Origin of the sequence: Streptomyces radicis (genome assembly GCF_003626575.1) — a bacterium.
Taxonomy (GTDB): domain Bacteria; phylum Actinomycetota; class Actinomycetes; order Streptomycetales; family Streptomycetaceae; genus Streptomyces; species Streptomyces radicis.
The window spans coordinates 17036-42146 of sequence record NZ_RBDY01000037.1 but is presented as its reverse complement, the minus strand read 5'-3'; the positions used below and the strand labels follow the sequence as shown (position 1 = coordinate 42146).

General features: G+C 74.8%; 23 protein-coding genes. 2 read left to right on the top strand and 21 right to left on the bottom strand.

Going from position 1 to position 25111, the window contains the following annotated elements:
- Positions 1-13: 13 nt before the first annotated feature.
- The 15 genes from D7318_RS28875 to D7318_RS28805 are packed head-to-tail and all read right to left on the bottom strand — an operon-like array spanning position 14 to position 15954.
- Positions 14-979 carry an alpha/beta hydrolase family protein gene (locus D7318_RS28875; protein WP_220729865.1) on the bottom strand — a complete coding sequence of 322 codons (966 nt, stop codon included), beginning with the start codon at positions 977-979 and terminating at the stop codon, positions 14-16.
- On the bottom strand, positions 972-3218 hold the full coding sequence (locus D7318_RS28870; protein WP_120700189.1) for a xanthine dehydrogenase family protein molybdopterin-binding subunit: 2247 nt from the start codon (positions 3216-3218) through the stop codon (positions 972-974). Before D7318_RS28870 ends, D7318_RS28875 begins: the two co-directional genes overlap by 8 nt.
- Positions 3215-4180 (bottom strand): FAD binding domain-containing protein, encoded by a 966-nt coding sequence (locus D7318_RS28865; protein ID WP_220729863.1) that lies wholly within the window; start codon positions 4178-4180, stop codon positions 3215-3217. Before D7318_RS28865 ends, D7318_RS28870 begins: the two co-directional genes overlap by 4 nt.
- Positions 4173-4691 carry a (2Fe-2S)-binding protein gene (locus D7318_RS28860; protein WP_408055552.1) on the bottom strand — a complete coding sequence of 173 codons (519 nt, stop codon included), beginning with the start codon at positions 4689-4691 and terminating at the stop codon, positions 4173-4175. Before D7318_RS28860 ends, D7318_RS28865 begins: the two co-directional genes overlap by 8 nt.
- Complete coding sequence (locus tag D7318_RS28855; protein WP_120700188.1) at positions 4688-6259, bottom strand: aldehyde dehydrogenase family protein; 1572 nt, start codon at positions 6257-6259, stop codon at positions 4688-4690. The genes D7318_RS28860 and D7318_RS28855 overlap by 4 nt, the downstream gene beginning before the upstream one ends.
- A 20-nt stretch (positions 6260-6279) precedes the next feature.
- Positions 6280-7227 (bottom strand): amidohydrolase family protein, encoded by a 948-nt coding sequence (locus D7318_RS28850; protein WP_120700187.1) that lies wholly within the window; start codon positions 7225-7227, stop codon positions 6280-6282.
- On the bottom strand, positions 7217-8032 hold the full coding sequence (locus tag D7318_RS28845) for an ABC transporter ATP-binding protein (RefSeq protein WP_120700186.1): 816 nt from the start codon (positions 8030-8032) through the stop codon (positions 7217-7219). The genes D7318_RS28850 and D7318_RS28845 overlap by 11 nt, the downstream gene beginning before the upstream one ends.
- A 1-nt stretch (position 8033) precedes the next feature.
- Positions 8034-8789 (bottom strand): ABC transporter permease, encoded by a 756-nt coding sequence (locus tag D7318_RS28840; RefSeq protein ID WP_120700185.1) that lies wholly within the window; start codon positions 8787-8789, stop codon positions 8034-8036.
- Between the two features lie 11 nt (positions 8790-8800).
- Complete coding sequence (locus D7318_RS28835) at positions 8801-9598, bottom strand: ABC transporter permease (RefSeq protein ID WP_120700184.1); 798 nt, start codon at positions 9596-9598, stop codon at positions 8801-8803.
- Entirely contained in the window at positions 9595-10671 is a 1077-nt protein-coding gene (locus tag D7318_RS28830) for an ABC transporter substrate-binding protein (RefSeq protein WP_147437852.1), read from the bottom strand. The genes D7318_RS28835 and D7318_RS28830 overlap by 4 nt, the downstream gene beginning before the upstream one ends.
- Before the next feature lie 8 nt (positions 10672-10679).
- Positions 10680-11714 (bottom strand): amidohydrolase family protein, encoded by a 1035-nt coding sequence (locus D7318_RS28825; RefSeq protein ID WP_120700182.1) that lies wholly within the window; start codon positions 11712-11714, stop codon positions 10680-10682.
- Positions 11711-12562, bottom strand: coding sequence for an SMP-30/gluconolactonase/LRE family protein (locus D7318_RS28820; protein ID WP_183091651.1), 852 nt, complete (start codon positions 12560-12562; stop codon positions 11711-11713). The genes D7318_RS28825 and D7318_RS28820 overlap by 4 nt, the downstream gene beginning before the upstream one ends.
- Positions 12559-14103: a bifunctional 3-(3-hydroxy-phenyl)propionate/3-hydroxycinnamic acid hydroxylase gene (locus tag D7318_RS28815; RefSeq protein WP_120700180.1), complete on the bottom strand. Its 1545-nt coding sequence runs from the start codon at positions 14101-14103 to the stop codon at positions 12559-12561. The genes D7318_RS28820 and D7318_RS28815 overlap by 4 nt, the downstream gene beginning before the upstream one ends.
- Positions 14104-14140: 37 nt before the next feature.
- A complete protein-coding gene (locus tag D7318_RS28810; protein ID WP_120700179.1) occupies positions 14141-15064 on the bottom strand; it encodes a VOC family protein in 924 nt (307 codons plus the stop codon).
- A 2-nt stretch (positions 15065-15066) separates the two neighbouring features.
- Positions 15067-15954 (bottom strand): fumarylacetoacetate hydrolase family protein, encoded by an 888-nt coding sequence (locus tag D7318_RS28805; protein ID WP_120700178.1) that lies wholly within the window; start codon positions 15952-15954, stop codon positions 15067-15069.
- Between the two features lie 119 nt (positions 15955-16073).
- Here D7318_RS28805 and D7318_RS28800 point away from each other — a divergent pair, with 119 nt between their 5' ends.
- Both D7318_RS28800 and D7318_RS28795 read left to right on the top strand, forming a co-directional pair.
- A complete protein-coding gene (locus tag D7318_RS28800) occupies positions 16074-16772 on the top strand; it encodes a GntR family transcriptional regulator (RefSeq protein WP_120700177.1) in 699 nt (232 codons plus the stop codon).
- Positions 16773-16840: 68 nt separating this feature from the next.
- Complete coding sequence (locus D7318_RS28795; protein WP_220729861.1) at positions 16841-17332, top strand: MarR family winged helix-turn-helix transcriptional regulator; 492 nt, start codon at positions 16841-16843, stop codon at positions 17330-17332.
- A 4-nt stretch (positions 17333-17336) separates the two neighbouring features.
- On the opposite strand, the gene D7318_RS28790 is transcribed toward D7318_RS28795, so the two are convergent.
- From D7318_RS28790 to D7318_RS34695, 6 genes are all read right to left on the bottom strand, one after another.
- The gene (locus tag D7318_RS28790; RefSeq protein ID WP_120700176.1) at positions 17337-18200 is read right to left on the bottom strand and encodes a helix-turn-helix transcriptional regulator; all 864 of its coding nucleotides are present in this window, start codon (positions 18198-18200) and stop codon (positions 17337-17339) included.
- Between the two features lie 58 nt (positions 18201-18258).
- The gene (locus D7318_RS28785) at positions 18259-20439 is read right to left on the bottom strand and encodes a xanthine dehydrogenase family protein molybdopterin-binding subunit (protein ID WP_120700175.1); all 2181 of its coding nucleotides are present in this window, start codon (positions 20437-20439) and stop codon (positions 18259-18261) included.
- A complete protein-coding gene (locus tag D7318_RS34330; protein WP_120700174.1) occupies positions 20436-21734 on the bottom strand; it encodes an XdhC family protein in 1299 nt (432 codons plus the stop codon). The genes D7318_RS28785 and D7318_RS34330 overlap by 4 nt, the downstream gene beginning before the upstream one ends.
- Entirely contained in the window at positions 21731-22726 is a 996-nt protein-coding gene (locus tag D7318_RS28775) for an FAD binding domain-containing protein (protein ID WP_120700173.1), read from the bottom strand. The genes D7318_RS34330 and D7318_RS28775 overlap by 4 nt, the downstream gene beginning before the upstream one ends.
- Entirely contained in the window at positions 22723-23346 is a 624-nt protein-coding gene (locus tag D7318_RS28770; RefSeq protein ID WP_120700172.1) for a (2Fe-2S)-binding protein, read from the bottom strand. Before D7318_RS28770 ends, D7318_RS28775 begins: the two co-directional genes overlap by 4 nt.
- Before the next feature lie 143 nt (positions 23347-23489).
- Complete coding sequence (locus D7318_RS34695; RefSeq protein WP_120700171.1) at positions 23490-25109, bottom strand: PucR family transcriptional regulator; 1620 nt, start codon at positions 25107-25109, stop codon at positions 23490-23492.
- Positions 25110-25111 lie beyond the last annotated feature (2 nt).

Sequence of the window (25111 nt, the reverse complement as noted above, 5' to 3'; positions counted from 1 at the left end):
CTGTGACGGTTCGTCAGGACATGTGGGTGGCGAACCAGTCAAGCATCGGCTCGGGCCTGCGCTGGAACTCGAGGTAGCCGTCCCACCGCGCCGTCGTGCCCTCGATCCACCGGAGCTCCTTCTCGGCGACGGGGATGTTGTCGAACATCTCCTGGACGTCGCTCGGGTGCGTGAGCACGTCGTCGCGCACCTGGTAGAGGAACGTCGGGACGCTGACGTTCCTCGCCCACTCCCGCGGGCTGCGGGCGGCGAAGTCGATGCCGGTGCGCCGGACGATCCGCCGCTCCAGGTCGTCGATCCGGTCGGGGATGCCGAGCGCCGCCAGCCGCCGCCCCATGATCGTGCGGGCGGTCACCGGCTGCGGCCCCACGAGGCACCGCACGCCGTGGAACGCCTCGGGGAACTGGGTCATGGCGGCGAACGTCGAGCTGCACCCGAGGCACCGGCTGAACAGCCCGATCGCCATGTCGCGGGTGTCGGGGCGCTCGCGGGCGTAGGCGAGGGCGCCGACGACGTCGCGGGCCTCGAAGATCCCGCTCGAGCTGACGCCGCCGTTGGCGGCGCCGCTCAGGCCGTGGTTGCGCAGGTCGTAGGCGAGGACGTGGTACCCGGCCCGGTGCAGGATCGCGTAGTCGCGGACGAAGTCGATCTCGAACCCGTTGCCGCTCGGCGCCCAGATCGAGTGCCACGGCTCGAGGTGCGTGGGCAGCCCGGCGCGGGTGAAGCCCATCGGGTGATTCGCGATGACCAGCTTGTCCGAGCCCGGCGCCGGGATGAACCACCCTTCGAGCGGCACCCCGTCGTGGGAGGGAAAGGTGACGTTCTCGAAGTCCAGGCCGTGCTCGGCGGGCGAGCGCAGCACCGGTGAACGGGCCTGGTGGCTGAACCCGTCCGCGATCTGGTCGAGCAGCCGCTCGACGCGCTCGTCGCCCTGGTCGCGCTCGTCGCGCCGCGCGGGCGCCTCGTGGACATCAGTCATGGTCGTGCGTTCCTCTCCACATCCGGTCGATGGTCATCGGGACGTCGCGCAGCCTGATCCCGGCGGCGTTGTGGATGGCGTTGCCGATGGCCGCGCTCACGCCACCGGCGCCGATCTCGCCGGCGCCGCGGACGCCCAGCTCGTTGTGCGCGTCGTCCGGCTCGTCGAGCAGGACGACGTCGATGTCGGGGACGTCGGCGTTGACGGGGACGAGGTAGTCGGCCAGGTTGCCGTTGGCCATGGCCCCGCGCGGGTCGAAGTCGAGCCCCTCGAACAGGGCGGTGGACAAGCCCCAGACCATGCCGCCGATGATCTGGCCGCGCGCCGCCTTGGCGTTGACGACGCGGCCGATGTCCATCACGCCGAGCATGCGCGTGACGCGCGGCTCCCGGGTCAGGCGGTGGACCCTGACCTCGCAGAAGTGCGCCCCGAACGACCAGTGCGCGCGCCCCCCGTCGAAGGCGCCGCGCGGCGCGGTCGCCCCGGTCCCCGTGACGGCCGAACGCCCGGCGCTCGACAGCGCCTCGGCGAACGGGACGGCCGTGGCACCGGCCCTGAGCGTGCCGCCGCACACGGTCACCGCGCCCGCGGGCCGCTCGTACGCCGGGGAGCGCGGGTCGGCGGCGGCGCACGCGAGCACCTCGTCCATCGCCGCCCTGGCCGCCGCGGCCACGGCGGGGGTGACCGAGGCCGTTCCCGTCGAGCCGAGCGCGACACCGCCGGGCGGCAGCGCGGAGTCGCCGAGGCGCGGGCGCACCCGGTCGATCGGGATGTCGAGCGCGTCGGCGGCGGTGATCGCGATGGCGGTGGCCATGCCGGTCCCGAGGTCGACGGCGGACGTGGCCACCTCGGCGCACCCGTCGGCGCGCAGCGTGACCGCCACGGTCACGGGCATGATCCGGACGGCGCGGTAGGCGGTCACCGCCATGCCGAACCCCACGTGGTGGTCGCCCTCGCGCCGCGCGCCCGGCTCGCGGGGCCGCTCGTCCCAGCCGAAGCGCTCCGCGCCCACGCGCAGGCACGTGGCCAGGCGCTTGGCGCTCCAGGGCAGGTCGGTCCCGGGATACACGGGGGTGTCGTTGCGCAGCCTGAGCTCGACCGGGTCGATGCCGAGCCGGTGGGCGAGCTCGTCCATGGCGGTCTCCAGGGCGAACAGCCCTGGCACCTCGGAAGGGCCGCGCATGAACCCCGTGCGGGGCAGGTTCACGGTGACCCCGCGCTGGCTGATCTCCATCGCGTCCGCGCCGTAGAGCATGCGCGTCACCGCGTGCCCTGGGGCCACGAGCAGGTCGGACAGCACGGCGGCCTCGGCGGAACGCGAGTGGTGGCGGATCGCGGTCAGCCGCCCGTCGCGGCGGGCGCCGAGCGTGATCCGCTGGTCGGTCATGCCGCGGACGACCGTGGCCGTGAAGACCTGCGCGCGGGTGAGCACGATCTTCACCGGGCGCCCGAGGACCTTGCTGGCCGCGCACGCGAGCTTGACGTCCACCCCCGCGCGGGTCTTGCCGCCGAACCCGCCGCCGACGTGCGGCACGACCGCGTCGATGTCGGCGGGGTCGAGGCCGAACGTGGCCGCGAGCTCGCCGACCAGCCACGGGATCGCCTGGTGTCCGGTGCGGACATGGAGGCGGTCGCCGGTCCACCAGGCGAGCGTGCTGTGCGGTTCGAGCGCGACATGGGTCTGCGCGGCGGTGCGGTATCGGCCCGAGACGACCATGTCGCTGTCGGCCAGCGCCTGTGCGACGGTCCGGCCGTCGAGGGAGTAGCCGATGTCGGCGCCCTCGCCGTGCTCGACGTCGCCGGGGACCGTCGCGGGCCCCGCGTCGACGCCGGTCACCGCGGGGGCGGCGGCATAGGTGGCGATGACCGAAGCGGCGGCGGCGCGCGCCCGTTCGGGGGTGTCGGCGACGACGAGGGCCACGGGCTGCCCGTGGTGGTGCACGACGGGGTCGGCGAGCGGCGCGTGGCGGGCGCCCGAGGGGTTGCTGACCGAGGGGAGCGGCGGGATCGGCAGCGGCGCGAACGGGGAGTAGACGGCGACGACGCCCGGCGAACGCGAGGCGGCCCCGGTGTCGAGCGCGAGCAGCCGTCCCGCGGCGACCCGGCTCGTGACGAGGTGTCCCCACAGCATCCCTGGCGCCGTCCCGTCGAGCGCGTACCGCGCGGTCCCCGCGACCTTGGCCGGTCCTTCGACGCGGTCGACGGCCGTGCCGATGAGCCCTTTCCCGATGTCCTTCACCGGGCGAGCGCCTCCTCCACCGCGCGCAGGACGGTGTTCCTGAGCAGCGGGATCTTGTAGCCGTTGTGGGCGAGGGCGCGCGCCCCTTCGGCCGCGCGCGCCGCGGCGCCGTCGAACCCGCCGGGCGTGGCGGGGAGGCCGGTCAGCGCCGCCTCGACCGCGGGCAGTCGCCAGGGCACGGTGGCGACCCCGCCGACCGCGACCCGCGCGGCGGCGATGACGCCTTCGCGCACCCGGAGGAGAACGGCGGCGGAGGCGAGGGCGAACTCGTAGGACGCGCGGTCGCGCACCTTGACATAGGCGGAGTGCCCGTCGGCGAACGGCACATGGACGGCGGTGATCAGCTCGCCAGGGCCGAGGGCGTTCTCGATGTGCGGCGTCCCGCCCGGCACCCGGTAGAACGCGGCGAGCGGCAGGTCGCGCTCCCCGCCGCGCCCCGCGATCCTGACGGTGGCGTCCAGGGCCGTGAGGGCGACGGCCAGGTCGCCGGGGTGGGTCGCGACACACGACGGGCTCGTGCCGAGCACGGCGTGGGTGCGGTTGGCCCCGTCGAGCGCGGCGCAGCCGCCGCCGGGGTCGCGCCGGTTGCAGGCCGAGCCCGGGTCGCGGTAGTAGCCGCACCGGGTGCGCTGCATCAGGTTGCCGCCGATGCTGGCCATGTTCCTGATCTGCTGGGACGCCCCGGCGAGCAACGCCTGGACGACGAGCGGGAAGGCGCGGACGGCGTCGGGGTGGGTGGCGAGGTCGCTCATCCGCGCCCCTGCCCCGACGGTCAGCCCGGCCTCGTCGAGCGTGATCTCCCGCAGCGGCAGGGCGTTGATGTCCATGACCACGCGGGGGCGCAGCACGCCCAGCTTCATCAGGTCGACCAGCGTCGTCCCGCCCGCGAGGAACATGGCGCCATCGGGCGCGGCGACGGCGTCGTCGACCGTGGCGGCGCGGGCGAACGCGAACTCACGCACCGTGGCCGCCCCGCGCCTGGCGAATCGCGGCGACGATGTTCGGGTAGGCGCCGCAGCGGCAGAGGTTCCCCGACATGAACTCCCGGATGGCCGCCGGGTCTTCGAGGTCGGGCCGGTCGAGCGCCGCGAACGCCGACATCAGCTGGCCCGGCGTGCAGAACCCGCACTGGAAGGCGTCGTGCGCGACGAACGCCTCCCGCAGCCGCGCCCCGCGCGGGTCGGCCGCCAGCGCGTGGACGGTCTCGACGTCGGCGCCTTCGGCGGCGGCGAGCAGGGTGAGGCAGGACAGGGCGGTGCGGCCTTCGACGCGCACCGTGCACGCCCCGCACTGGCCGTGGTCGCACCCCTTCTTCGGCCCCGTGACGCCGAGCAGGTCCCGCAGCGCGTCGAGCAGCGTCACCCTGGCGTCGACGGAGAGCTCCACCGGCTCGCCGTCGACGCGCAGACGGGTGGACACCGTGGTCCCCATGGACACCGTGGTCCCCGTGGAGACCGTCGCGCCGTCGCTCACCGCTGGCCCTCCTCGGCCAGGAGGCGGGCGGTGAGCGCGCCGAGGGCCGCCGCCATGGCGCCGGGCGGGCGGTCGAACGTCGTGGTGGGCACGGCCGCGGGGCCTTCGCTCACGGTGATGGCGTGGGGGTAGACGAACTCGAGCAGCCCCTCGTCGCCATGCTTGCGCCCATAGCCGCTGTCGCCGCGCCCACCGAACGGCAGGCCGCTCACCTGGGAGAACGCGAGCGCGTCGTTCACGCTGGTCATGCCGACCCGCAGGCGCCTTGCGATGTCCTCGCCGCGCTCCCGGCTGAACACCGCGCTGCCGAGGCCGTAGGGGCCCTCGTTGATCAGGGAGATCGCCTCGTCGGTGTCGCGGACGCGGACGATCGACAGGACGGGTCCGAAGGTCTCCTCGGTCGCGGCGAGCGCGTCGGCGGGGACGTCGACCAGGACGGTGGGCTGGACATACCGGTCGTCGGTGGGCCCGGGTCCGCCCACGAGCGGGGTGGCGCCGCGCGCGATGGCGTCCTCGACATGGCGGCGGACCACCGGGATCTGGGAGGGCAGCGGGATCGGCCCGATCAGGTCGCCGTCGGCGCTGCCCGCGCGCACGCGCCCGGCCAGCTCGGCGATCCGCGCCACCAGGGCGTCGTGCACCGCGTCGACGACATAGGCCACCTCGAGGCTGATGCAGCCGAGTCCGGCGTTCTGGAGCGCCCCCCAGGTGATGTGGGCGGCGGCCAGGTCGAGGTCGGCGTCCTCGGCGACGACGACGCCGTCGTTGCCCCCGAGCTCGAGCAGCAGCGGCGTCAGGCGCGGGGCGCAGTCCGCGGCGACGGCCCGGCCCGAGCGGACGCTCCCGGTGAAGGCGACCTTGTCCACCCCGGCGGCGACGAGGGCCCGGCCCGTCGCGGCGTATCCGACGAGGCTCTGGAAGACCTCGGGCAGGTCCGGCACCGCCCGCGCCCAGGAGCGCGCGAGCCACTCGCCCACGCCGGGCGTGAGCTCGCTGGGCTTCAGGATGACGGCGTTGCCCGCGGCCAGGGCGTGGACGACGATCGCGCCGGGCGTGCCCAGCGGGAAGTTCCAGGGCCCGATGACGCCGACGACGCCGTGAGGGAGGTACTCCACCCACGCCCGCTGGTGCGCCATCGTGGGCGGGACGGCGACATCCCGGCGGCCCAGGACGCGTTCGGCGTTGTCGATCACGAACGTCAGGTGCCCCAGGATGGCGAGCACCTCGGCGCGGCCGTCCTCGACGGACTTGCCGTTCTCGGCGTGGATGAGCGCCGCGATCTCCTCACCGCCGCGCGCGATGTCCCGGCGCCACGCCCGCAGGTGGGCCGCGCGCCCTTCGAACCCGAGGTCCCACCACGCCTCGGCGACCGCCGCGGCGGCCCCGACCGCGGCGGCCACCCGCTCGGGCCCGGCGACGGGGTGGCGGGCCAGCTCCTTGCCGGTGGCCTGGTCCACGGTGACCACATGGGTGCCGGTGGCGTCGGGGGCACCGTCCCGCGTGGTCACCGTGCTCCTCGCCGCGTTCGTCGCCGCGTTCGTCGCCGTGCTCGTGGTGTGCGTGCTCATCTCTCCTCGCCCTCCGTCGGTCAGCGCCATGCCGGATCGTAGTCAACTTCTTGATGCGACTCAAGACATTGAGCCTTGAACGCCAGCAGATCCTCCAGGAGCCGGGCGGCCCGGTCGCCATGGATGAACGGCGCGTCGGAGCCGAACACCACGCGCTCGGGACCGGCGAACACGGCAAGCGCGGCCAGCGCGGGCCCGCCGAGCAGCGCCGAGTCGAACCGGCTGACGCGCAGCAGGTCCTCGATCCCGTCCCCGCCGTCGACCGTGCCCGGCGGGTCGTCGAGCCTGCCCGCCACATAGGGCAACGTGCCGCCCCCGTGCGCGAAGACCCAGCGGATCCCCGGGTAACGGGAGAAGACGCGGCGCCTGGCCAGCAGCACCGCCACCCTGGTCGTGTCGAAGACGTACTCGACGAGGTGCGGGCCGAGGTGGTCGCCCAGCGGCGCCCCGGCGGGCGCGGTCGGGTGGACGTGGACGAGCGCGCGCTCCCGGTCGAGCACGTCGAGCAGGCCGTCCCAGGCGGGCTCGCCGACATGGCGCCCCGCGTACTGGGTCAGCAGCGCGATCCCCTCCACCCCGTCGCGGCGCAGGGCCCGTTCGACGTGCGCGACGGCGTGGTCCAACGAAGGGAGCGGCAGCGGGGCGAGCACGCCGAACCGCTCCGGGTGCCGGTCCCGCAGGCCGAGCAGCTCGTCGTGGGCCGCGCGGGCGAACGCCACGACCTCGTCCGTCCCGCCGGAGCCGAACCCCCGGGCGGCCGGGGAGAGCAGGGCGCGTTCCACGCCCGAGGCGTCCATCAGGCGCAGCGACGCCTCCTCGCTCCAGTCGGGGATCTCGGGGACGCGGGCCGCGCCGTGGCGCGCGGCCCGCGCGCGCAGCCGCTCCCGGTAGGGCTCGGTGATCGCGTGGTGATGCACGTCGACATGGGTGTCGACACCGAGGGCGGGGCCGCCGCCGTCAGTCCTCATGCGCGGCTCCCGTGACGGCGGCGGGGGCGGCGGGGGCGGGTTGGTCGGCGGTGTTCCTGATCAGCCGCAGCACATGGGCGCGCAGCTCCGCGAAGCGGGCCAGGCTCTTCGTCGCGACCTGGTCGCGTGGCCGCGGCAGGTCGACCGCCACCGTCTCGACGACGACGCTCGGCCGCGCGGACATGACCACGACCCGGTCGGCCAGGTAGACGGCCTCGTCGATGTCGTGCGTGACGAGCAGCATGGTGACCCCGGTCGCCTCGCGGACGCGCAGGATCAGGTCCTCGAGATCGGCCCGCGTCTGCGCGTCCACGGAGGCGAACGGCTCGTCGAGCAGCAGGATCTCCGGCTCGTACGCGAGGCCGCGGGCGATCGCCACGCGCTGCTGCATGCCGCCCGACAGCTCCCACGGGTAGCGCGAGCCGAACGACTCGAGCCCGACGGCGGCCAGCGCCCCCTCGATCCGCTTCGCGCGGTCGGCCGCCGACCTGTGCTTGTTCCGCAGCGGCAGGCCGACGTTGCGCTCGACGGAGAACCACGGCATGAGCGAACGGCTGTAGTCCTGGAACACCGAGGCCATCGCCTTGGGCGGCCCGGTCACGGGCTCGCCGTCGAGGGTCACCGTGCCGTCGGACGGGGCGAGCAGGCCGCACAGGCACTTCAGCAGCGTCGTCTTGCCCGCGCCCGAAGGGCCGACGATGCAGACGAACTCGCCCTTCCCGACCGTCAGCGTCAGGTCGCGGATCGCCTCCACGGCCTGGCCGCCCGAGCCATAGGTCTTCCTCAGATGGGTGACCGACAACATCTCAGTTCCTTTCGGTCATGCCGATGTGCCAACGCAGGACGCGCCGTTGAAGCGCGAGGAAGAGCGCGGTCAGGGAGACCCCGAGCAGGCCGAGCAGCACGGTGCCCGCCCACATCCCCGGAACGTCGAACGAGTTCCGCGCGCTGACCGTGACGAAGCCGACGCCGTCGGTCGCCGCGTACAGCTCGGTGACGACCATCATGATGAAGGCCATGCCGAGGGCCGTGCGGACCCCGGCGAAGATCTGCGGCGCCGCCGCCGGCAGCAGCACCGACGAGAGCCGCTGGGCGCGGGTGAGCCGGTAGGAGCGCGCCACGTCCTCGAGCTGCGGATCGATCCCGCGCACCGCGTCGACCGTGTTCAGCAGCACGGGGAACGCGCACACGAAGGCGATGACGCCGATCTTGGCGCCGTCGCCGATGCCGAGCAGCACGACGCTGACGGGGATGAGCGCGGTGCCTGGCACGGAACGGCAGAACTGGACGGCCGGGTTCATCGCCCGGGCGAGCGGCGCGCTCCGGCCAAGCGCGACGCCGAGGGCGACGCCGACGACCGACGCGATCAGCAGGCCCGCGAGCAGGCGGACGAGGCTGGGCACCACGTCGGAGCCGAAGCGCGCGAACAGCCAGGTCTCGCGGAAGGAGACCAGGACCTCGCTCAGCGGCGGATAGAAGGGGGACGTGCTCCGGGCCGAGGTCGTCCACCACAGCAGCAGGAGCAGCGCGGGGAGCGCGAGGCGCAGCGAGATTCTCTTCATGGGCCCGCTCCTCACGCGTTCCTGGTCCGGTGGGAGGCGTGCCAGCGCAGCGCCCGCCGCTCGATGCGTTCGAACGCGGCGTTGAGCACGACGCCGAGCAGCCCGGTCAGGACGATGACGCCGTACATCGCGTCGTAGACGCCGTTGGCGGCATAGGTCCCCAACGTGGCGCCCAGCCCGGGGACCGCGCCGATGAGCTCCATCGCGATCGCCACCAGGAGGGTGATCGTGGACGCGATCCGCACGCCGGTGGAGACATAGGGCAGGACGCTCGGCGCGGTCACCCACACCAGCCGCTGCGCCGTCGTCAGCCCGAAGACCCGCGCGGTGTCGCGGCTGACCGGGTCGACGTCGCGGACGCCGTAGAACGTCTGCGACAGCATCGGCCACACCGCGGCCACCGCGGCGAGCCACACGACCACCTCGGAGGTGGCGCCGAGCATCAGGAGCATGATCGGCAGATAGACCACGACGGGGATGGGCCGGAGGAACTCGACCACGCCGACCAGGAGTTCGTTCACGACGGGGATGGCCGCCATCGCGCCGCCGACGGCGGTGCCGATCACCACCCCGGCCAGCAGCGCCACGGCCCAGTGCCCCAGCGTCTGCCCGACGGCCGTCCACAGGTCCCCGGCGCCCGCGTTGTCGCCGAGCCACGCGCCGACGTCGGACACCGGGGGGATCTCGGCCGGGAGCGCGCCCGAGGCCGAGAGCCCCTCCCAGATCGCGAGCAGCGCCGCCGTCGTGAGCACGGGCAGCAGGAAGTTGAGCACGGACGTGAGCGGGGATGCGAGGCGTGGCGGCGTCACCCTGACACCTCGAGACCGCGCGGCGGCGTCGCGAGATCGGTCGCGTCGGGCGCCTCGGACCAGGTGTACTCGTCCAGCGCGGGCTCCGACTCCAGCCGGCCGTACTCGACCATCAGGCTCGTGATGAGCTCGGCGGAGCGGCGGTCGATGCCGCTGACGTACCAGGGCAGCGGCAGGTCGGCCACCGCCTCCGGCGGCGCGCCCGTCGTCTCCACGATCGTCTCGCGTATCTCGTCGGGGTGGTCGTTCGCATAGGTGGTCGCCTCGCCCCACGCGCGCTGGAAGCGCCGCATGACGTCCTCGTTCTCCGCCACGAACTCCCGCGACGCCATCAGCACGCTCGCGACGCTGCGCGGGCCGAGGGCGGCGGTCGCGGGGTTGCCGATGGACCGGAAGCCGTCGGCCACCAGCTGGCCCGCGAACGGCTCGACGGTGCTGATCGCGTCGACCCGGCCCTGCCGCAGCGCCGCGAGCTGGTCCTCGAAGGGCACGGCGATGACGTCGACCGCGTCGGGGTCGCCGCCCTCCTGCCTGACCGCCTCGCGCACCGTCAGGTCGAAGAAGCTCTCCAGGCCGTTGACGGCGACGGTGCGGCCCGCCAGGTCGGCGAAGGAGCTGATCGCGCTGTCGCCGGGAACGACCAGGGAGAACGCGTCGCCCTGAGGCGACTCGTAGTCGGTGACCAGCGAGGTGACGATCTGCACGGGGAAGCCCGCGCCGACCGCGGCGGGCACCGCGGTGATCTCGGTGACGGCCAGCTGGATCTGGCCGTTGAGCAGCAGCGCGACGCTGTTGGCGCTCGCGCCCGAGCCCGGCACCTGCTCGATGTCGAAGCCATGGCGTTCGAACACCCCGCGCCTGACGCCGAGCGACAGGTGCGCGTTGTTCGCGGTCGGGCTGTAGTCGACGACCAGCCGGGTCAGACCCGACTCGGTCGTCTCGACCCGGCCGCCGTCCGCCCCGCACGCGGTCAGGGTGAGCCCGGCGGCGAGGCCGAGCGCGGCCATGGCCGTCCGCGCCCTGCGCGCCCTCCGCGTTCCCCTCGCCGTTCGCGCGCGCCGTGTCTCGCGCATGTCGGTGATCACGCTCCTCGTTCTCCCGCTTCTCTCGTGGCGGATGGGTGGGGCGCCGACGCCTCGGACGCCTCGGGGTCGGGAAGGCCGAGCACGCGCCGTGCGGTGCGGTGGGCGACCTTCTCCCTGGCCTCGTCGCTCAGCCGGGCCCGCTCGACCGCGGCGACGGCGGCGGCGGTCTCCTCGTACGGGTAGTCGATCGCGAACATGACCGCGTCCTCGCCCGCGGTGAGCACGGCGGCCTCGATCGCCTCGGGGGCGAGCACGCCGCTCGTGGTGACGAGGAGGTTGGTGCCCACATAGGCGGACGGCGGCCTGAGCAGCGGGGTCTCGACCCGCAGCGTCAGATAGCGGCTGTCGAGCCGCGACGTCTGGAACGGCAGGAACTCCCCGAGGTGGCCGAGGATCACGGTGGCCCGCGGGTGCCGGTCGAACACCCCGGCGTAGACGAGCCGCAGGGCATGCCCTCCGGTCTCCGCCTGCCAGCTCCAGGTGGCCCCGTACAGCTCGGGCCGCCCCGCCAGCACGTGCCAGTCGTCCGCGGGCACCGAACCGGGGTGCAGGTAGAGCGGCACGCCCAGCTCCTCGAACGCGCTCCACAGCTCGTCGTAGGCCGGGTCGTCGAGGTAGCGGCCCTGGGTGTGGTCGTTGACGAGCGCGCCCCTGAAGCTGAGCCCGGCGACGGCGCGTTCGAGCTCGGCGACGGCGGCGCCCGGGTCCTGCGTCGGGAGCGCGGCGAACCCCTGGAAACGGGTGGGGTGGCGGGCGACCACCTCGGCGAGGACGTCGTTGGCCAGGCGGGCGTGGGCCCGTGCGGCGGCGGGGTCGGTGTCGGCCTGGATGCCGGGGACGGTCAACGAGAGCACCTGGACGTCGATCCCGTGCGCGTCCATGTCGGGCAGGCGGTGTCCTTCGAAGTCGACGAGCCTGCGGCCGCACAGCTCGGCGTAGGAGTCGGTGACCCGGATCCGCATCTCGGTGACCGGCTGCCGGGCGGCCAACTCGGGGACGGCGAACGCCTCTTCGATGGCGACATACCTCATGGCGCTCCCCCGTCCCACGCCACGGTGACCACCCGGGTGGTGACCGCCCGGCGCGCCAGGGCCGCGAAGAGCGGCTCGCCGTCGGTGCTGGCCAGGGTGACGAAGAGGGTGCCGTCGTCGGCGGCGCAGCACGCGACGGGGAAGTCCGGCGCGGTGGGGACCGCGGTGACCAGCGCGCCGTCGCGGACGTGCGCGACGGCCTGGCCCGTGGTGGTCGCCACCCACACGCCGCCGTCGCGGGCCGGCCAGATGCCGTCGGGGCGGGCCGCGCCGCCGACGAGGGCGGCGATGTCGGCGTAGGGCCTCGGCGCGCTCAGCGTCCGATCGGCCCCGACGGTGAACGCGGTCAGGCGCTGCCGCGCGGTCTCCGCGACGACCAGGGTGGCGCCGTCGTCGAGCAGCGCCATCCCGTTGGGGAACTCCACTCCCTCGGCGGCGACTTCGGCGGACCCGTCGGGTCGCACCAGGATGATCCTGCCGGGCGCCGGCGGCTCGCCCGCGGCGGCGTCGAACGCCACGTCGTCGACATAGAGGTTGCCCGCCGCGTCGCCGACCATGTCGCCGAGCGGCCCGACCCCGAGCCCCGAGAGGTCGGCGTAAGTGTCCCAGCCCGTGCCGGTCCAGACCCCGACGCGCCGGTCGCGCATGAGGGCGCCGACGAGCCGTCCGTCGGGCAGGAACCACAGGCCGTTGGACACCGGGTCGGCCGCCGTGCCGGTCCACCGGCCCGACGCGTCGGTCCACAGCCGCCCGCCCTGGGTGTCGGAGAGCCACAGCGCGCCCTTGTGCCACCGGGGGCCCTCGCCCCAGACCAGGCCGCGCGCGTGGTCGGCGAGCCGGGCGTTCACGCCGTCACCGCGCTCGGCAGGAGCCGCTCGGCCAGCCGCCCCGTGACGTCCACGAGCCCGGCGGCGTCGGCCGCGACCCCGTAGACGTAACGGTCGGGCCGGACGAGGGCGGCCTTCGCGCCACGCTCCGCGAGCCACTCCCTGACGACGGGGCCGCCCCCGGCGACCGCGACCAGGCCGAGGCGCCGCCAGTGGGCGCGGGTCGCGTCGTCGACCCCGGCGATCACCTCGGGGGCGCCGACGGCCACGAACCGGTAGCCGGTGGCGTCGTCGAGGCGTTCGCCGCCGGGGCCCCTGGGCTGCGGGGCCAGCTGCCCCACCGGGTCGGCGGGCCGCTCGACGAGCCCGGGTCCGAGCGGGGGGCGGAACCGTTCGACGACCCGGGGGGCGGTGGAGGCGGGCGGCCGCTCGCCGCGGCCGAACGCCTCGATCATGTTGGCCTGCCGCGCCGACTCGACGATGTAGGGCCGCACATGGGCGGCGCGCTCGGACTCGTAGGTGTCGAGCAGCGTCCCCTCGGCGCGCCCGCGCAGCACGAGCGCCAGCTTCCACGCGAGGTTGGCCGCGTCGCGGAGCCCCGAGCACAGGCCCTGTCCCAGCATCGGCGGCATCTCGTGCGCGGCGTCCCCCGCGAGCAGGAGCCGCCCGTCGCGCCAGCCGCGCACGAGGTGGGCGTGCCACTCGTAGGCGTCGGCGCGCAGGACGCGGTAGCTCCCTGGCGCCAGCCAGCGCGACAGGAGCGGGTAGACGTGCTCGGGGCGTTCGGCCTCCGCGGGGTCGGCGGCCGTGTCGAGCATGAACTCGAAGCGCAGCAGCGGCGGGAAGATCGGCACATAGGTCAGAGGCCGTTCCGCGTCGCACCGGACGAATCCGGTGGTGCGGGGCAGGGAGTCCGGGTGGTGGAACGGGTGCACGTCGACGATCAGCGAGGTCTGCGTGCCGCGCAGGTCCTCCACGTCGGCGCCCATCGCCGCGCGGACGAAGGACCCGGCGCCGTCCGCGCCGACGACATAGGCCGCGCGGAGGCAGCGGACCCGTCCCGAACGCCGCTCCCGCACGACGAGCCCGGCTCCCTCGGCGTCCTGGTCGAGCGCGACGGCCTCCCAGCCGAGCCACAGCCGGGCGCCGTCCCGCGTGGCGAGCAGGCCGCGCAGCCGGGACTCGAAGTCCGGCTGGTGGAACTGGTAGTCGGTGTACCAGCCCTGGTCGGAGACCGTGTCCGGCATCGCGAGCTCGAGGAACGGCTGCTCGTCCGCCCCGGTGAGCACCCACCCTGACTGGCGCAGGAACAGCGGCTCGAGATCGGCCGCGCCGAGGGTCTGGAGGGTGCGCATGGTCTCGTCGTCGAGGTGGGTGGCCCTGGGGTGCTGGCACACCACGCGGTGCGGGTCGACGACGGCGACCTTCACGCCCTCGGCGGAGAGGAGCGCGGCGAGGGCGAGCCCGACGGGCCCTGCGCCCACGACGGCGACATCGCACGTGTCACCCGGGTCGGGGGCGGGCGGGGGCGGTGCCGGGGAACGGGGTGTTGGCGCGGACATCGAACGGTCCTCCCGTGTCGACGGTGGAACAGGCGGGTCAGCTCGCGCGGTGCGAGCCGGTCATCAGCGCGGCGAGGTCCTCGGGCTCGACGAAGGACGGCGGGGGCGGCGGCCCCCAGGAGTAGAGGCTCTTGGCCTCGTCCCAGACCTCCGGCTTCCAGAGCGCGTCGTCCACGACGCAGTCCATGTCGGAGTAGTACTCGGAGAAGGTGCCGGCCGGGTCGCGCAGGTACCAGAAGAAGTTGGAGCCGATGTGGTGGCGCCCCAGGCCCCAGACGTGCCGTTCGGGGTGGTCCTCGAGCATCCGCGTCGCGCCGCGGCCGATCTCGTCGACGTCGTCGACCTGCCACGACGTGTGGTGCAGAAAGGTGACGGGGGCGCTGGTGACGAGCACGTTGTGGTGGTCGGTCGAGCACCGCATGAACGAGGCGAGCCCCGGCACCTCGTCGCTCACCTTCAGCCCGATGCCCTCCGCGAAGAAGCGCTGAGTGGCGGCCTGGTCCACCGAGCCGATGACGACATGGCCCAGCTTGCGCGGCCGCACGGGGCCCTCGCGCAGCACGGCGGGCGCGCGGCCCGTGCCGCGGTCCGGGCGGCCCGGGCCGTTGTCCGGGGTGGGCCCGACCACCGGGGCCGCGATCCTGGGGCTCACCTCGACCTCGACGCGCGCCCCGGTGACCGGCTCGGTGGCGCGCAGCCCGCGCCCGTCCACCGTGGACGGGACGCCGATCGCGCCGAGCGCGCTCGCGATGCGCCCGAGGTCGTCCTCGTCGTCCGCGCCGATGGACACGCTGACCAGCCGACGGGTGGGTGCCCGCACCACCCTGAGCTGCCGCCCGCCGTCCAGGGTGGAGAGCCAGCCGCCGTCATCGCGCGCCAGCCCGAACTCCCGGTAGTAGGCCAGGGTCGCCTCGACGTCGGGAACGCCGATCGTCACCGAGCTCAGCCTGTGCAGTCCCATGGTCAGGCCCTCCCGCCCGCCGCCACGAACGTCTGGCGGAGCGTGCCGACCCCCTGGACGTAGGAGACCAGCTCGTCGCCCGGGGCGAGGTGGCGCGCGGGGGTGCGCGCGGCGCCGACCCCCGAGGGGGTGCCGGTGAAGATCAGGTCGCCGGGGTGGAGGGTGGCCACCGCGGAGAGGTGGGCGATCAGCTCATCGACGCCGAAGACCAGGCGCGACGTCCTGGCCTTCTGGACCTCCTCGCCGTTGACGCTGCACCCGATCTCCAGGTCGTCCGGCTCGGCGAGCTCGTCGGGCGTCACCAGGTGAGGGCCCGTGGGGCCGAAGCCGGGGTGGGACTTGGCCAGGCTGAACTGCGGTGCGGGGCCGCTGAGTTGCAGCCGCCGCTCCGAGATGTCCTGGCCGACGGTCAGGCCCGCGACGGCGCGCCAGGCGTCGGCGACCCGGGCGCGGCGGGTCACCCGGCCGATGACCACGACCAGCTCGACCTCCCAGTCCACCTCGCCGTCGGGCAGCACGACCGTGGTGTCGGGTCCGCTGAGGGATGAGGCGAACTTGGTGAAGACCGTGGGGCGCTCGGGGAGGGCGAGGCCCGCCTCGTCGGCGTGGTCGCGGTAGTTGAGCCCGATCGCGAAGATCTGGGACGGGGTGGGCGACGGGGGCCCGAGGTCCGCCGGGGTGAACCCGACGACGGGACCCTCGGGGGCGCCCCGACCGGCCGCGGCGACTTCGGCCCAGGCCAGGAACTCGTCCCACGCGCCGTACAGGTCGGCGGGGGCGGGGCCGAACCTGCCGTGGCTGGCGCCCGCGATGTCCACGCCGGTCGTCTCCCCGGTGGCCGTCTCCCCGGTGACAAGGACCGCCCGGCCGCGGACGTTGGCGATGTACACGATCCCTCCTCGGAACGTCGTGGTGAGGCTGGACCCAGGATGATTCCGCTTACTTTCGAATGTCAACCGAACATTCGAAAGTTACCGGGACCGTTGAAGCATGGCGGTAGTCTCGGCTCGTGACGACCACGAGCCACCCGCGCCGGACGCGGACCGACGAGGTCTACGAGCGCCTGCGCGCCGACATCTTCGCCGCGCGCCTGCGCCCCGGGCAGCGCCTGAAGTTCCCCGACCTGTGCGGCGCCTACAACACCAGCGTCGGCGTGGCCAGGGAGGCCCTGACGCGCCTGGCCGCCGAGCGCCTGGTGCGCCCGCACGCCCACCAGGGGTACACGGTGATCCCGCTGTCGAAGGAGGACCTGGTCGACCTCACGGCCGCCCGGGTCGAGCTGGAGTCGATCACCTTCCGCAAGTCGATCGCCGAGGGCGACGAACGCTGGGAGACGACCGTGGTGGCGGCGCACCACCTGCTGACCCGCCGCGACGAGGCGGTGGCCAGGACCGGGGAGCGCGACGCCGCCTGGTACGAGGCGCACGAGGAGTTCCACGCGGCGCTGCTCTCCGGCTGCGGCAGCCGCCGCCTCGTCGAGACCGCGCAGGCGCTGCGCGCGGAGGCCGAGCTGTACCGGCACTGGGCCGCGCCCCTCGGCTCCGGCGCCCCGCGCGACCTCGTCGGCGAGCACAGGGCGCTCGCCGGCGCCGCGCTGGCCCGCGACGCCGAGGGCGGCGCCGAGCTGCTGCGGGACCACATCGCCCGCACGACCGAGGTCCTGCTGGACGGCCAACCATGCGACCACGGTACCCACGGGCATCAATAACTTGATACCCCACAAGAGATTTACAACAAGACCCTTACGCGTGTGAAGGCGCTGTAAGCTCGGCGGCCGTGAACGAACCTGCTGCGACAGCCCGCAACGCCGAGGTGCTCGGCCGCGTCGTGTCCCTCCTGCGGCGAGCCGACCTGGCGCTCCAGAGCACCAAGGAGCCACCGTTGCGCAAGCTCGGCGTCTCCGGCTCGCTGTACGCCGTGCTGATCAACCTCGAGGTGACCCCCGGGCTGACCGGCGCCGAGCTGGCGCGGACCGTCGGCGTGACCCCCCAGGCGATCGCGCCGTTGGTCGGCAAGCTCGTCGACCGCGGCTGGGTCGAACGCCGACCGCACCCCCGGCACGCCAACGTCCAGGAGCTCCACCTCACCGCGAACGGCCGGCGCGAGCTGGCCGGGGCGGACCGGCTGATGGTCCACCTCGACCGCCATCTCCAGGACTCCCTCGGCGACGACGACTACCGGCGCCTGTGCGCCCTGCTCGCCGACGTCGTGCGGCACCTGCCCTCCTGGACCCCGCCGACGGACCCGCCGACCGACCCGCCGACCTGATGCCTCAGGGCGCCGACGTCGGCACGGGCGGGCCGACCAGGTGGGCCGGGGACGCGGCGGACAGCAGCTCGATCCTGGCGTCGGCCGGGGCGTCGGGCGGCGAGGTGAACCACACGAGGCGCTGGCGGCCGTCCTCGCTGAAGACGCGGTGGCAGTCCACCTCGATGAGGCCGAGCGCGGGGTGGATCATGCGCTTGCGGTCCCTTCGGCGCACGGCCACGTCGCCCGAGTCCCACAGCGTCGCGAACTCCGGGCTGCGGCGCCGCAGCTCGGCCACGAGCGCGGTGGTCTCCTGGTCCCTGCCCCGCCTGGCGACCACCGCGCGGAGGTCGGCGACGAAGACGCGGGAGTGGTGGGCGTGGTCCTCCGGAACGTAACAGGCGCGGGCCCGCGGCTGGGTGAACCAGCGGTGGACCAGGCTCTCGCCCCGGCCCGGGCCGCCCGGCACCCGGCCGAGCAGCGCGACGGCAAGACCGTTGCGGATCAGCGGCTCGTGCAGGTCGGTGATGATCTGCGCCGGGGTCCCATCGAGCCGGTCGAGCAGCGCGAGCAGCGCGCCCTCCACGGGCGTCGCGGACCCGTGGCGGGACGGCGCGGGGCGCCCGGCGAGGTGGAACAGGTGGTCATGCTCGTCCTGGCTCAGGCGCAACGCCCTGGCCAGGGCCCTCAGCATCTGCTCCGATGGGCGCGCGCCACGTCCGCGTTCCAGCTCCGTGTAGTAGTCGACGGAGACCCCGGCGAGGTGGGCGACCTCGTCGCGGCGCAGCCCCGGCACGCGGCGTCTCGGCCCGGGCTTCAGGCCGACGTCGTCCGGCCTGACGCGGGAGCGGCGGGTTCGCAGGAAGGCACCGAGTTCGCCGAGGTTCATCCTTCCGATTGTGTGGCATCGCGCCCGTCGCACCAAAGGCCGGCTGATCACGGCGGGGTCACAGCAGCCGGTCGAGGCCGAGCGGCAGGTCGCGGACGCGGCGGCCCGTGGCGTGGTGGACGGCGTTGGCGATGGCCGCCGAAGCCCCGGTCGAGGGGGTCTCGCCGAAGCCCCGGGCGCCGAGCGCCGGGCTGGCCGGGTCGGGCTCGTCGACGAACTCGACCACCATGTCGGGCACATCGGCGTTGACCGGCACCAGATAGCCCGAGAGGTTGGGCGTGACCACGCGCCCCGACGCCGCGTCGACCAGGGTGTGCTCGGTGAGGGCGATGCCGATGCTCCAGATGATGCCGCCGATGGCCTGGCTGCGGGTGGTGCGGTGGTTGAGGATCCGCCCCGCGTCGAAGACCCCCACCACGCGCCGCACCCGGACCGTGCCGAGCCGGGGGTGGACCGTCACCTCGACGAAGACGGCGCCGGTGCTGCGTAGCGCCGTGGTGTTCCCCGGCTGGCCATGGACGACGACCGGGCTGCCGTGCCGCCCGACGACGGCCGCGTAGCTGTCGCGGCGTTCGGGGTCGTCCCTGACGAAGAGGTGCCCTTCGGCGGTGGCGATCCGCTCGGGGTCCCTGCCGTGCAGGGGCGACTCGGGGTCGTCGACGGCGAGTCGGACGACCGTGTCGCGCGCCGCGCCGCAGGCCGCGGCCACGCTCGGCACGGTGGCCTGCAACGTCGCGGAGCCCGCGGAGACCGGCGCCGACGGCAGGTCGCTGTCGCCGAGCTCGAAGCGGATCGACGTCAGGGGCATGCCCAGGCGGTCGGCGCTGACCTGCGACAGGGCTGTGTAGGTGCCGGTGCCGATGTCCTGGGTGCCGCACTGCACCAGCGCGGTGCCGTCCGCGCTCAGCGTGGCCCGCGCGCCACCGCCGCCGGGGATGCCTCCGGCGACGTGCGAGGCGGACGCCACGCCCCAGCCGACGAGCAGGCCGCCGTCGCGCATCGAGCGCGGCGTGGGATCGCGGTCCGCCCAACCGAACAGCTCCGCCCCCCTGTTGAGGCACCGGGCCTGGTGCCAGTTCACCGGCTCGCCGGTCTCGGGGTGCTCGGTCGCGGCGTTGCGCAGCCGCAGCTCGACCGGGTCCATGCCGACGGCCAGGCTCAGCTCGTCGAGGGCGCACTCCAGGGCGTGCAGGGTGGTCGTCTCGGGCGACCGCGCGAAGATGCCGGTGGGCAGGTCGAGGCGGACGAGGCGCTGCACCGAGCGCAGGTGGGGGATGGCGTAGTGCACGCGCGTGCCCGCGTTGGGACTGTAGACGGCCTCCTCGGTGCGGGACATCTGCTCGGTGGTGACATGTTCGGCGACGGTGAGCCGCCCGTCGCGGCGCGCGCCGAGCCGCACCCGCTGGTGGGTCTCGGGGCGGTGGCCGTGCGACGTGTAGCTCTGCGCCCTGGACAGCACGAGCTTGACGGGGCGTCCGACATGCCTCGCCGCCGCCGCGGTGAGCAGGGCGTGCGGCCACGTCGTCTTGGCCCCGAAGGCGCCGCCGACGTAGGGCGAGATGACCCGCACGTCGGCGGTCGGCACGTCGAAGGCGTGGGCCAGGGACTGCTGGGTCCCCGTGACGCCCTGGGTCGACTCGTGGACGGTGAGCCGGTCGCCGTCCCAGGCGGCGAGCGTGACGGACGGCTCCATCGCGTTGTGGTGCTGCATGACGGTCGTGCAGGTGACGTCCACGCTCGCCTCGGCCTCGGCCCAGCCCTCATCGACGTCGCCGCGCGTCAGGTCGTTGGGCCCGTCGAAGCCGGGCGGCGGGACGTACGCCTCGTCCATCGCGTCCGCCATCACCACGCGCGGGGGCTCGGCGTCGTAGGTGGCGCGGACCAGGCCCGCCGCCTCCTTGGCCTGCTCGAGCGTCTCGGCCACGACGAGCGCGACGGGCTGGCCCGCGTGGTGGATCACGTCGTCCTGGAGGGGAACGAACCCCTTGAAGTAGCCCGTCGACGCGTCCGGCGCGCGCAGCCGCGGCATCGTTTCGTGGGTCAGCACGGCGAGCACGCCGGGCACGGCCCGCGCGGCTCGTACGTCGATGCCGGTGATCACGCCGCGGGCGACGGTGCTCAGCGCCAGGAAGCCGTGGGCGGCCCCGGCGACCTGGGCGTCCGCGGCGTACCGCGCGGCGCCTGTCACCTTCGCCCTGGCCTCGACCCTGGCCACGGGCCTGCCGATCAGTTGGCTCATCGTCGTGCCTCCTTCGCCGTCGCCCGCTCGGCGGGGACGGGGGCAAGGGTGGGAACGGGAACGGGTCCCGGAACGGGAACGGGTCCCGGAACGGGAACGGGAACGGTGGAGCGGCGCGCCGGTAGGCCGCCCCGGGTGAGCAGGATCAGCTCGGCGGCGATCGACACGGCCGTCTCGGCGGGGGTGCGCGCGGCCAGGTCGAGCCCGACGGGCGACGCGAGCGCGGCGAGCTCCGCCTCGGTGACGCCCTCGGCCCGCAGCCGTGCCACGCGGTCGGCGTGCGCGCGGCGGGAGCCCATGGCCCCGACATAGCCGAGCGGCAGCCGCAGCGCCGCGGCGAGCAGCGGGATCTCGAACTTGGGGTCGTGGCTGAGGCACACCACGGCGGTGCGCCCGTCGAGCCGCCCCGCCTCGTGCTCATCGGCGAGGTGGCGGTGCGGCCACGCGGTGACGACCTCGTCGGCCTCGGGGAAGCGCTCGGCGGTGGTGAACACCGGACGGGCGTCGCACACGGTGGTGCGGTAGCCGAGCAGCCGCGCCTGGGGGACGAGGGCCGCGGCGAAGTCGTTGGCGCCGAAGACCAGCATGCGCGGCGGCGGCAGGTACGGGACGAGCAGCACCCGCATCTCCCCCTCCCGCGCGCCGCTCAGGCGCAGGGTCGCGCAGCGGGCGCCGCCCGCGCCGCCCTCGCGCAGCAGCCTCCAGGCCGCCTCGCGCAGCAGCGCCTCGTCGGCGGGGGCGAGCGCGCCGTCGGAACGCGGGGCGGTGCCGCCGTCGAAGGCGCGGTCCCCGTTGAAGCCGAGGTCCCCGTTGAAGCCAAGGTCCCCGTTGAAACCAAGGTCATCGTCGGCCGTCACCAGCGCGTGCGCCCCGACGGCGGCGCGCAGGGGGTGCGCGACCACCGTGGCCGACACGGCGGGGACGCCCAGGCGTTGGCAGGCGATCAGCCGTGGCAGCTCGGCGAACGACCGCGCGTCCACCGGCTCGACGAACACCTCGATGGTGCCACCGCACGTGAGGCCGACCGCGCGGGCGTCGTCGTCGCTCACCCCGTAGGAGACCAGCCGCGGCACGCCGTCGGATACGGCCGCCAGGGCGCGCGCGTGGACGTCCCCGTCGACGCAGCCGCCCGAGACGCTGCCGACCACCCGGCCCTCCGCTGTGACGAGCATCGGCGTGCCGGGGGGCCGCGGGGCCGAGCCGAAGGTGGCGACCACGGTGGCGAGGCCCGCGGTGTCGCCCACGCGCCACACCCGGTACAGGGCCTCCCAGGCCGCCGCCGACGCACCGGTCACCGGTCGTCGCCCAGCGCGCCGAGGACCTCGTGGAGCGCCCGTTGGACGAGCTCGACCTTGAACGCGTTGTGCGTGCGGGGCCGAGCCCCCGCGACCAGCGCGCGGCCCGCCGCGGCGACGGTGTCGTCCGTCAGGCGTCGGCCGCGCAGCGCGTCCTCGGCCGCGGCCGAGCGCCAGGGGCGCGTCGCGATGCCGCCGAAGGCCAGGGCGATGTCGCGGACCGTACGCCCGTCCATGCGCAGCACGGCCGCCGCGGAGACGACGGCGAACTCGAACGTGGCGCGGTCGCGCACCTTCAGATAGCCGGAGCGGGTGCCGCGCCGGGGCAGCGGCACCTCGACGGCCGTGATCAGCTCGCCGTGCCGCAGGGCCGTCTCGCGCTCGGGCGCCGCGCCGGGTTCGCGGTGGAAGTCGCCGATGGCGATGGCGCGCCGCCCGCCGGGGCCGAGGGTGTGGACGGTCGCGTCGAGCGCGCGCAGCGCGACGGCCAGGTCGGAGGGGTGGACGGCGATGCAGTGGTCGCTGCCGCCGAGGATGGCGTGCCAGCGGTTCTGGCCCTCCTGCGCGGGGCAGCCGCTGCCTGGCGCCCGCTTGTTGCAGGCGAAGTCGGGATCGCGGAAGTACCAGCAGCGGGTGCGTTGCATGAGATTGCCCCCGACGGTGGCCATGTTGCGCACCTGCGGCGACGCGGTGGCGAGCAACGCCTCTGTCAGGACCGGCAGTTCGCGGCTCACCCGCGGGTGCGCCGCGACGTCGGCCAGCCTGGCGAGCGCGCCGATCCGCAACCGCTCCCGCGCCGCTTCCCCCACCACCTCGACATCGGAGAGGGGCAGGTCGTTGATGTCGACGACGAGGTCGGGTGCCTCGGCGCCGTCCTTCATCAGGTTGAGCAGGTCGGTGCCGCCCGCCACGAACGCCCCGGTCGGCTCGCCCGCGACCAGGTCGACGGCCTCGCCCGCCCGGCTCGTGCGCGCGTAGTCGAACCGCCTCATCGCCGCGCCTCCTCGGCCTCGGCCGCGTCCCGCACGGCGTCCACGATGTTCGGGTAGCAGCCGCACCGGCACAGGTTGCCGCTCATCCACTCGCGTATCTCGTCCCGTGAGCCGCCGTGGCCCTCCTGGACGCAGGCGACCGCCGACACGATCTGCCCCGGGGTGCAGAACCCGCACTGGAACGCGTCGCGCCGCACGAACGCCTCCTGCACGGGGTGCAGTTCATCGCCCCGCGCCAGCCCCTCCACGGTGGTGACCTCCCGGCCCTCCTGCATCACCGCGAGCGTCGTGCACGACTTCACGCGCCGCCCGTCCACCAGAACGGTGCACGCCCCGCACTCGCCCCGGTCGCAGCCCTTCTTGGCGCCGGTCAGCCCGAGCCGTTCGCGCAGGGCGTCGAGCAGCGTGACCCGGGCCTCGACGGACAGCGGGTGCTCGGCGCCGTTGACGCGCAGCGTGATGTCGGCGACGGCGCGCGGCAAGGCCGTGGGGCCGCCCGCGCCACCGGCGGCGGCGGGCCCCGCGGCCACGGCGACGGCGGCCGTGGCCCCGCCCGCCTTGAGCACGCTGCGGCGCGCGGGCCCCGCGGCGGCGGGCGTGTTCTGCTCTTCTTCGGACACGAGCTCCTCTTCCGAACGGTGGTGCGCCGAGCCCGGTGCACCCGGACCGGCTCGGGAACCACAGTCTCGGTGCCCGCCGCGCGGCTGAGGAGAGGGACGCCAACCCCAGGGTCGCCGACCCCGGCGACGCCACCCCGATCGCCTCAGCGCCGGTCGGAAGGGGCGGTGCGCAGGGCCAGTTGGAGGGCCAGGCGGGTCGCCGGGTCGGCGAGGTCGAGACGGAGGTCGTCCTGCACCCGGCGCAGCCGGTTCATGACGGTGTTGCGGTGGACGCCGAGGCTGGTGGCGGTCGCGCTGACCGAGCACATCAGGTCCAGATAGGTGCGCAACGTCTCCTCCGACGGCGTTCCCGCCACCGGGCCGAGCAGGGCCGCGGCCTCCCTGCGCGCGAGGTCGTCGCCCGACCACGACGCGAGCACCCGCTCCACGGAGTGCCCCGAGTGGGCGCGCACCCGGTCCTGGTCGAGGTAGGGGCTGGCCAGCAGGGCCGACCTGCGGGCGTCGTCGATGCTGCGCAGCAGCCCGTCGGCGCCGCTCCGCGCCGAGCCGACGCCGACGACCACGTCGCCGGGCTCGCCGCGCCCGGTCAGCTCGGCGATCGCGGCCCGCACGCCGCGGACCGTCGCCGCGACCGTGGGCAGCCCGTCGCTCGAACCCGCCGTCATCCAGCCGGCCGCGCCCCCGGCGCGGGGCACGAGGCCCTCGACGGGGAGCCCGGCCGAGCGCAGCTCCTCCTCGAGCGCGGCCATCTCCCCCAGGTCGAGCGGCGCGTCGCTGACCGGCCTGACGAAGAGCGCCAGGTGCCAGCCCCGCGGCTGCCAGCCGAGCTGGAGCGCGAGGGCGAGCGCCTGGGCGGAGAGCTGGCCGCCCGCCGCCGCGATCTCGTCGAGCACCGCGGACGCGGCGTGCCTGCGGCGTTCCTCGGAAAGACGCTCGAAGCCGAGCCACGCGGCCACCGGGTGCTGGGCCACGGTGAGGGCGTCGAGGGCCATGGAGCGCCAGGCGGGCCCCCCGCGGCGGTTGGCCGCGACGAGGACCAGCTGCCCTGACGTCGGGTCGGGGGTCCTGATGGGGAGAACGGCCGTGCCGCGCCCGTTGATCACATCGGTGAACGGGGCGCGCACCTCCCCCAGCGGAACGACCGTCGGCACCGTGGTCGCGCCCGGGTCGGCCGCCGGGTCGTGCGGTCGGCTGCGGGCGGCGTGGACGATGCGGCTGCCCGACTGGAGCTGGACGACCCCCTGGAGCGCGTTGGCGACGATGTCGAGCACGGCCGTGGGCTCACGCGGGGCGCGGCCCAGGCGGTCGGCGACCGCGCAGACCACCTCGGCGTGCCTGACCCTGGGGCTCCTGACCTGGAGCATCATCTCCGATATCGCCGAAGTGGCGCGGGCGCGCGGCAGGACGAGCAGGGGGACGCCGAGCCGCAGGGCCAGGACGCGGGTGGCCTCGGCGAGGCGCGGGGCGCCGACCGCCACCAGGGCGTGGGCGCGTTCGCGCGCCGCGGCGCGCAGCGCCACGTCCACGTCCGTCCCCGCGAGCGCCCCGGGGCCGCCGTCGGCGCAGTCCACCACGGCGAGGCCGCCCACGGCGCCGTTCGGCGGCGGCTCGCCGGGGGCGGCGGCCAGCCGCGCGCGGTCGAGCACGCGCACGTCGCCGACGGCCCGGTCGAGGTCGTCGTCGTGCGCGACGACCGGCACGTCCGCCATGTCGGGCAGCGCGAGGAGGTCCCGCACGGTCACCGTCAACGGCCAGGAGTCCATGG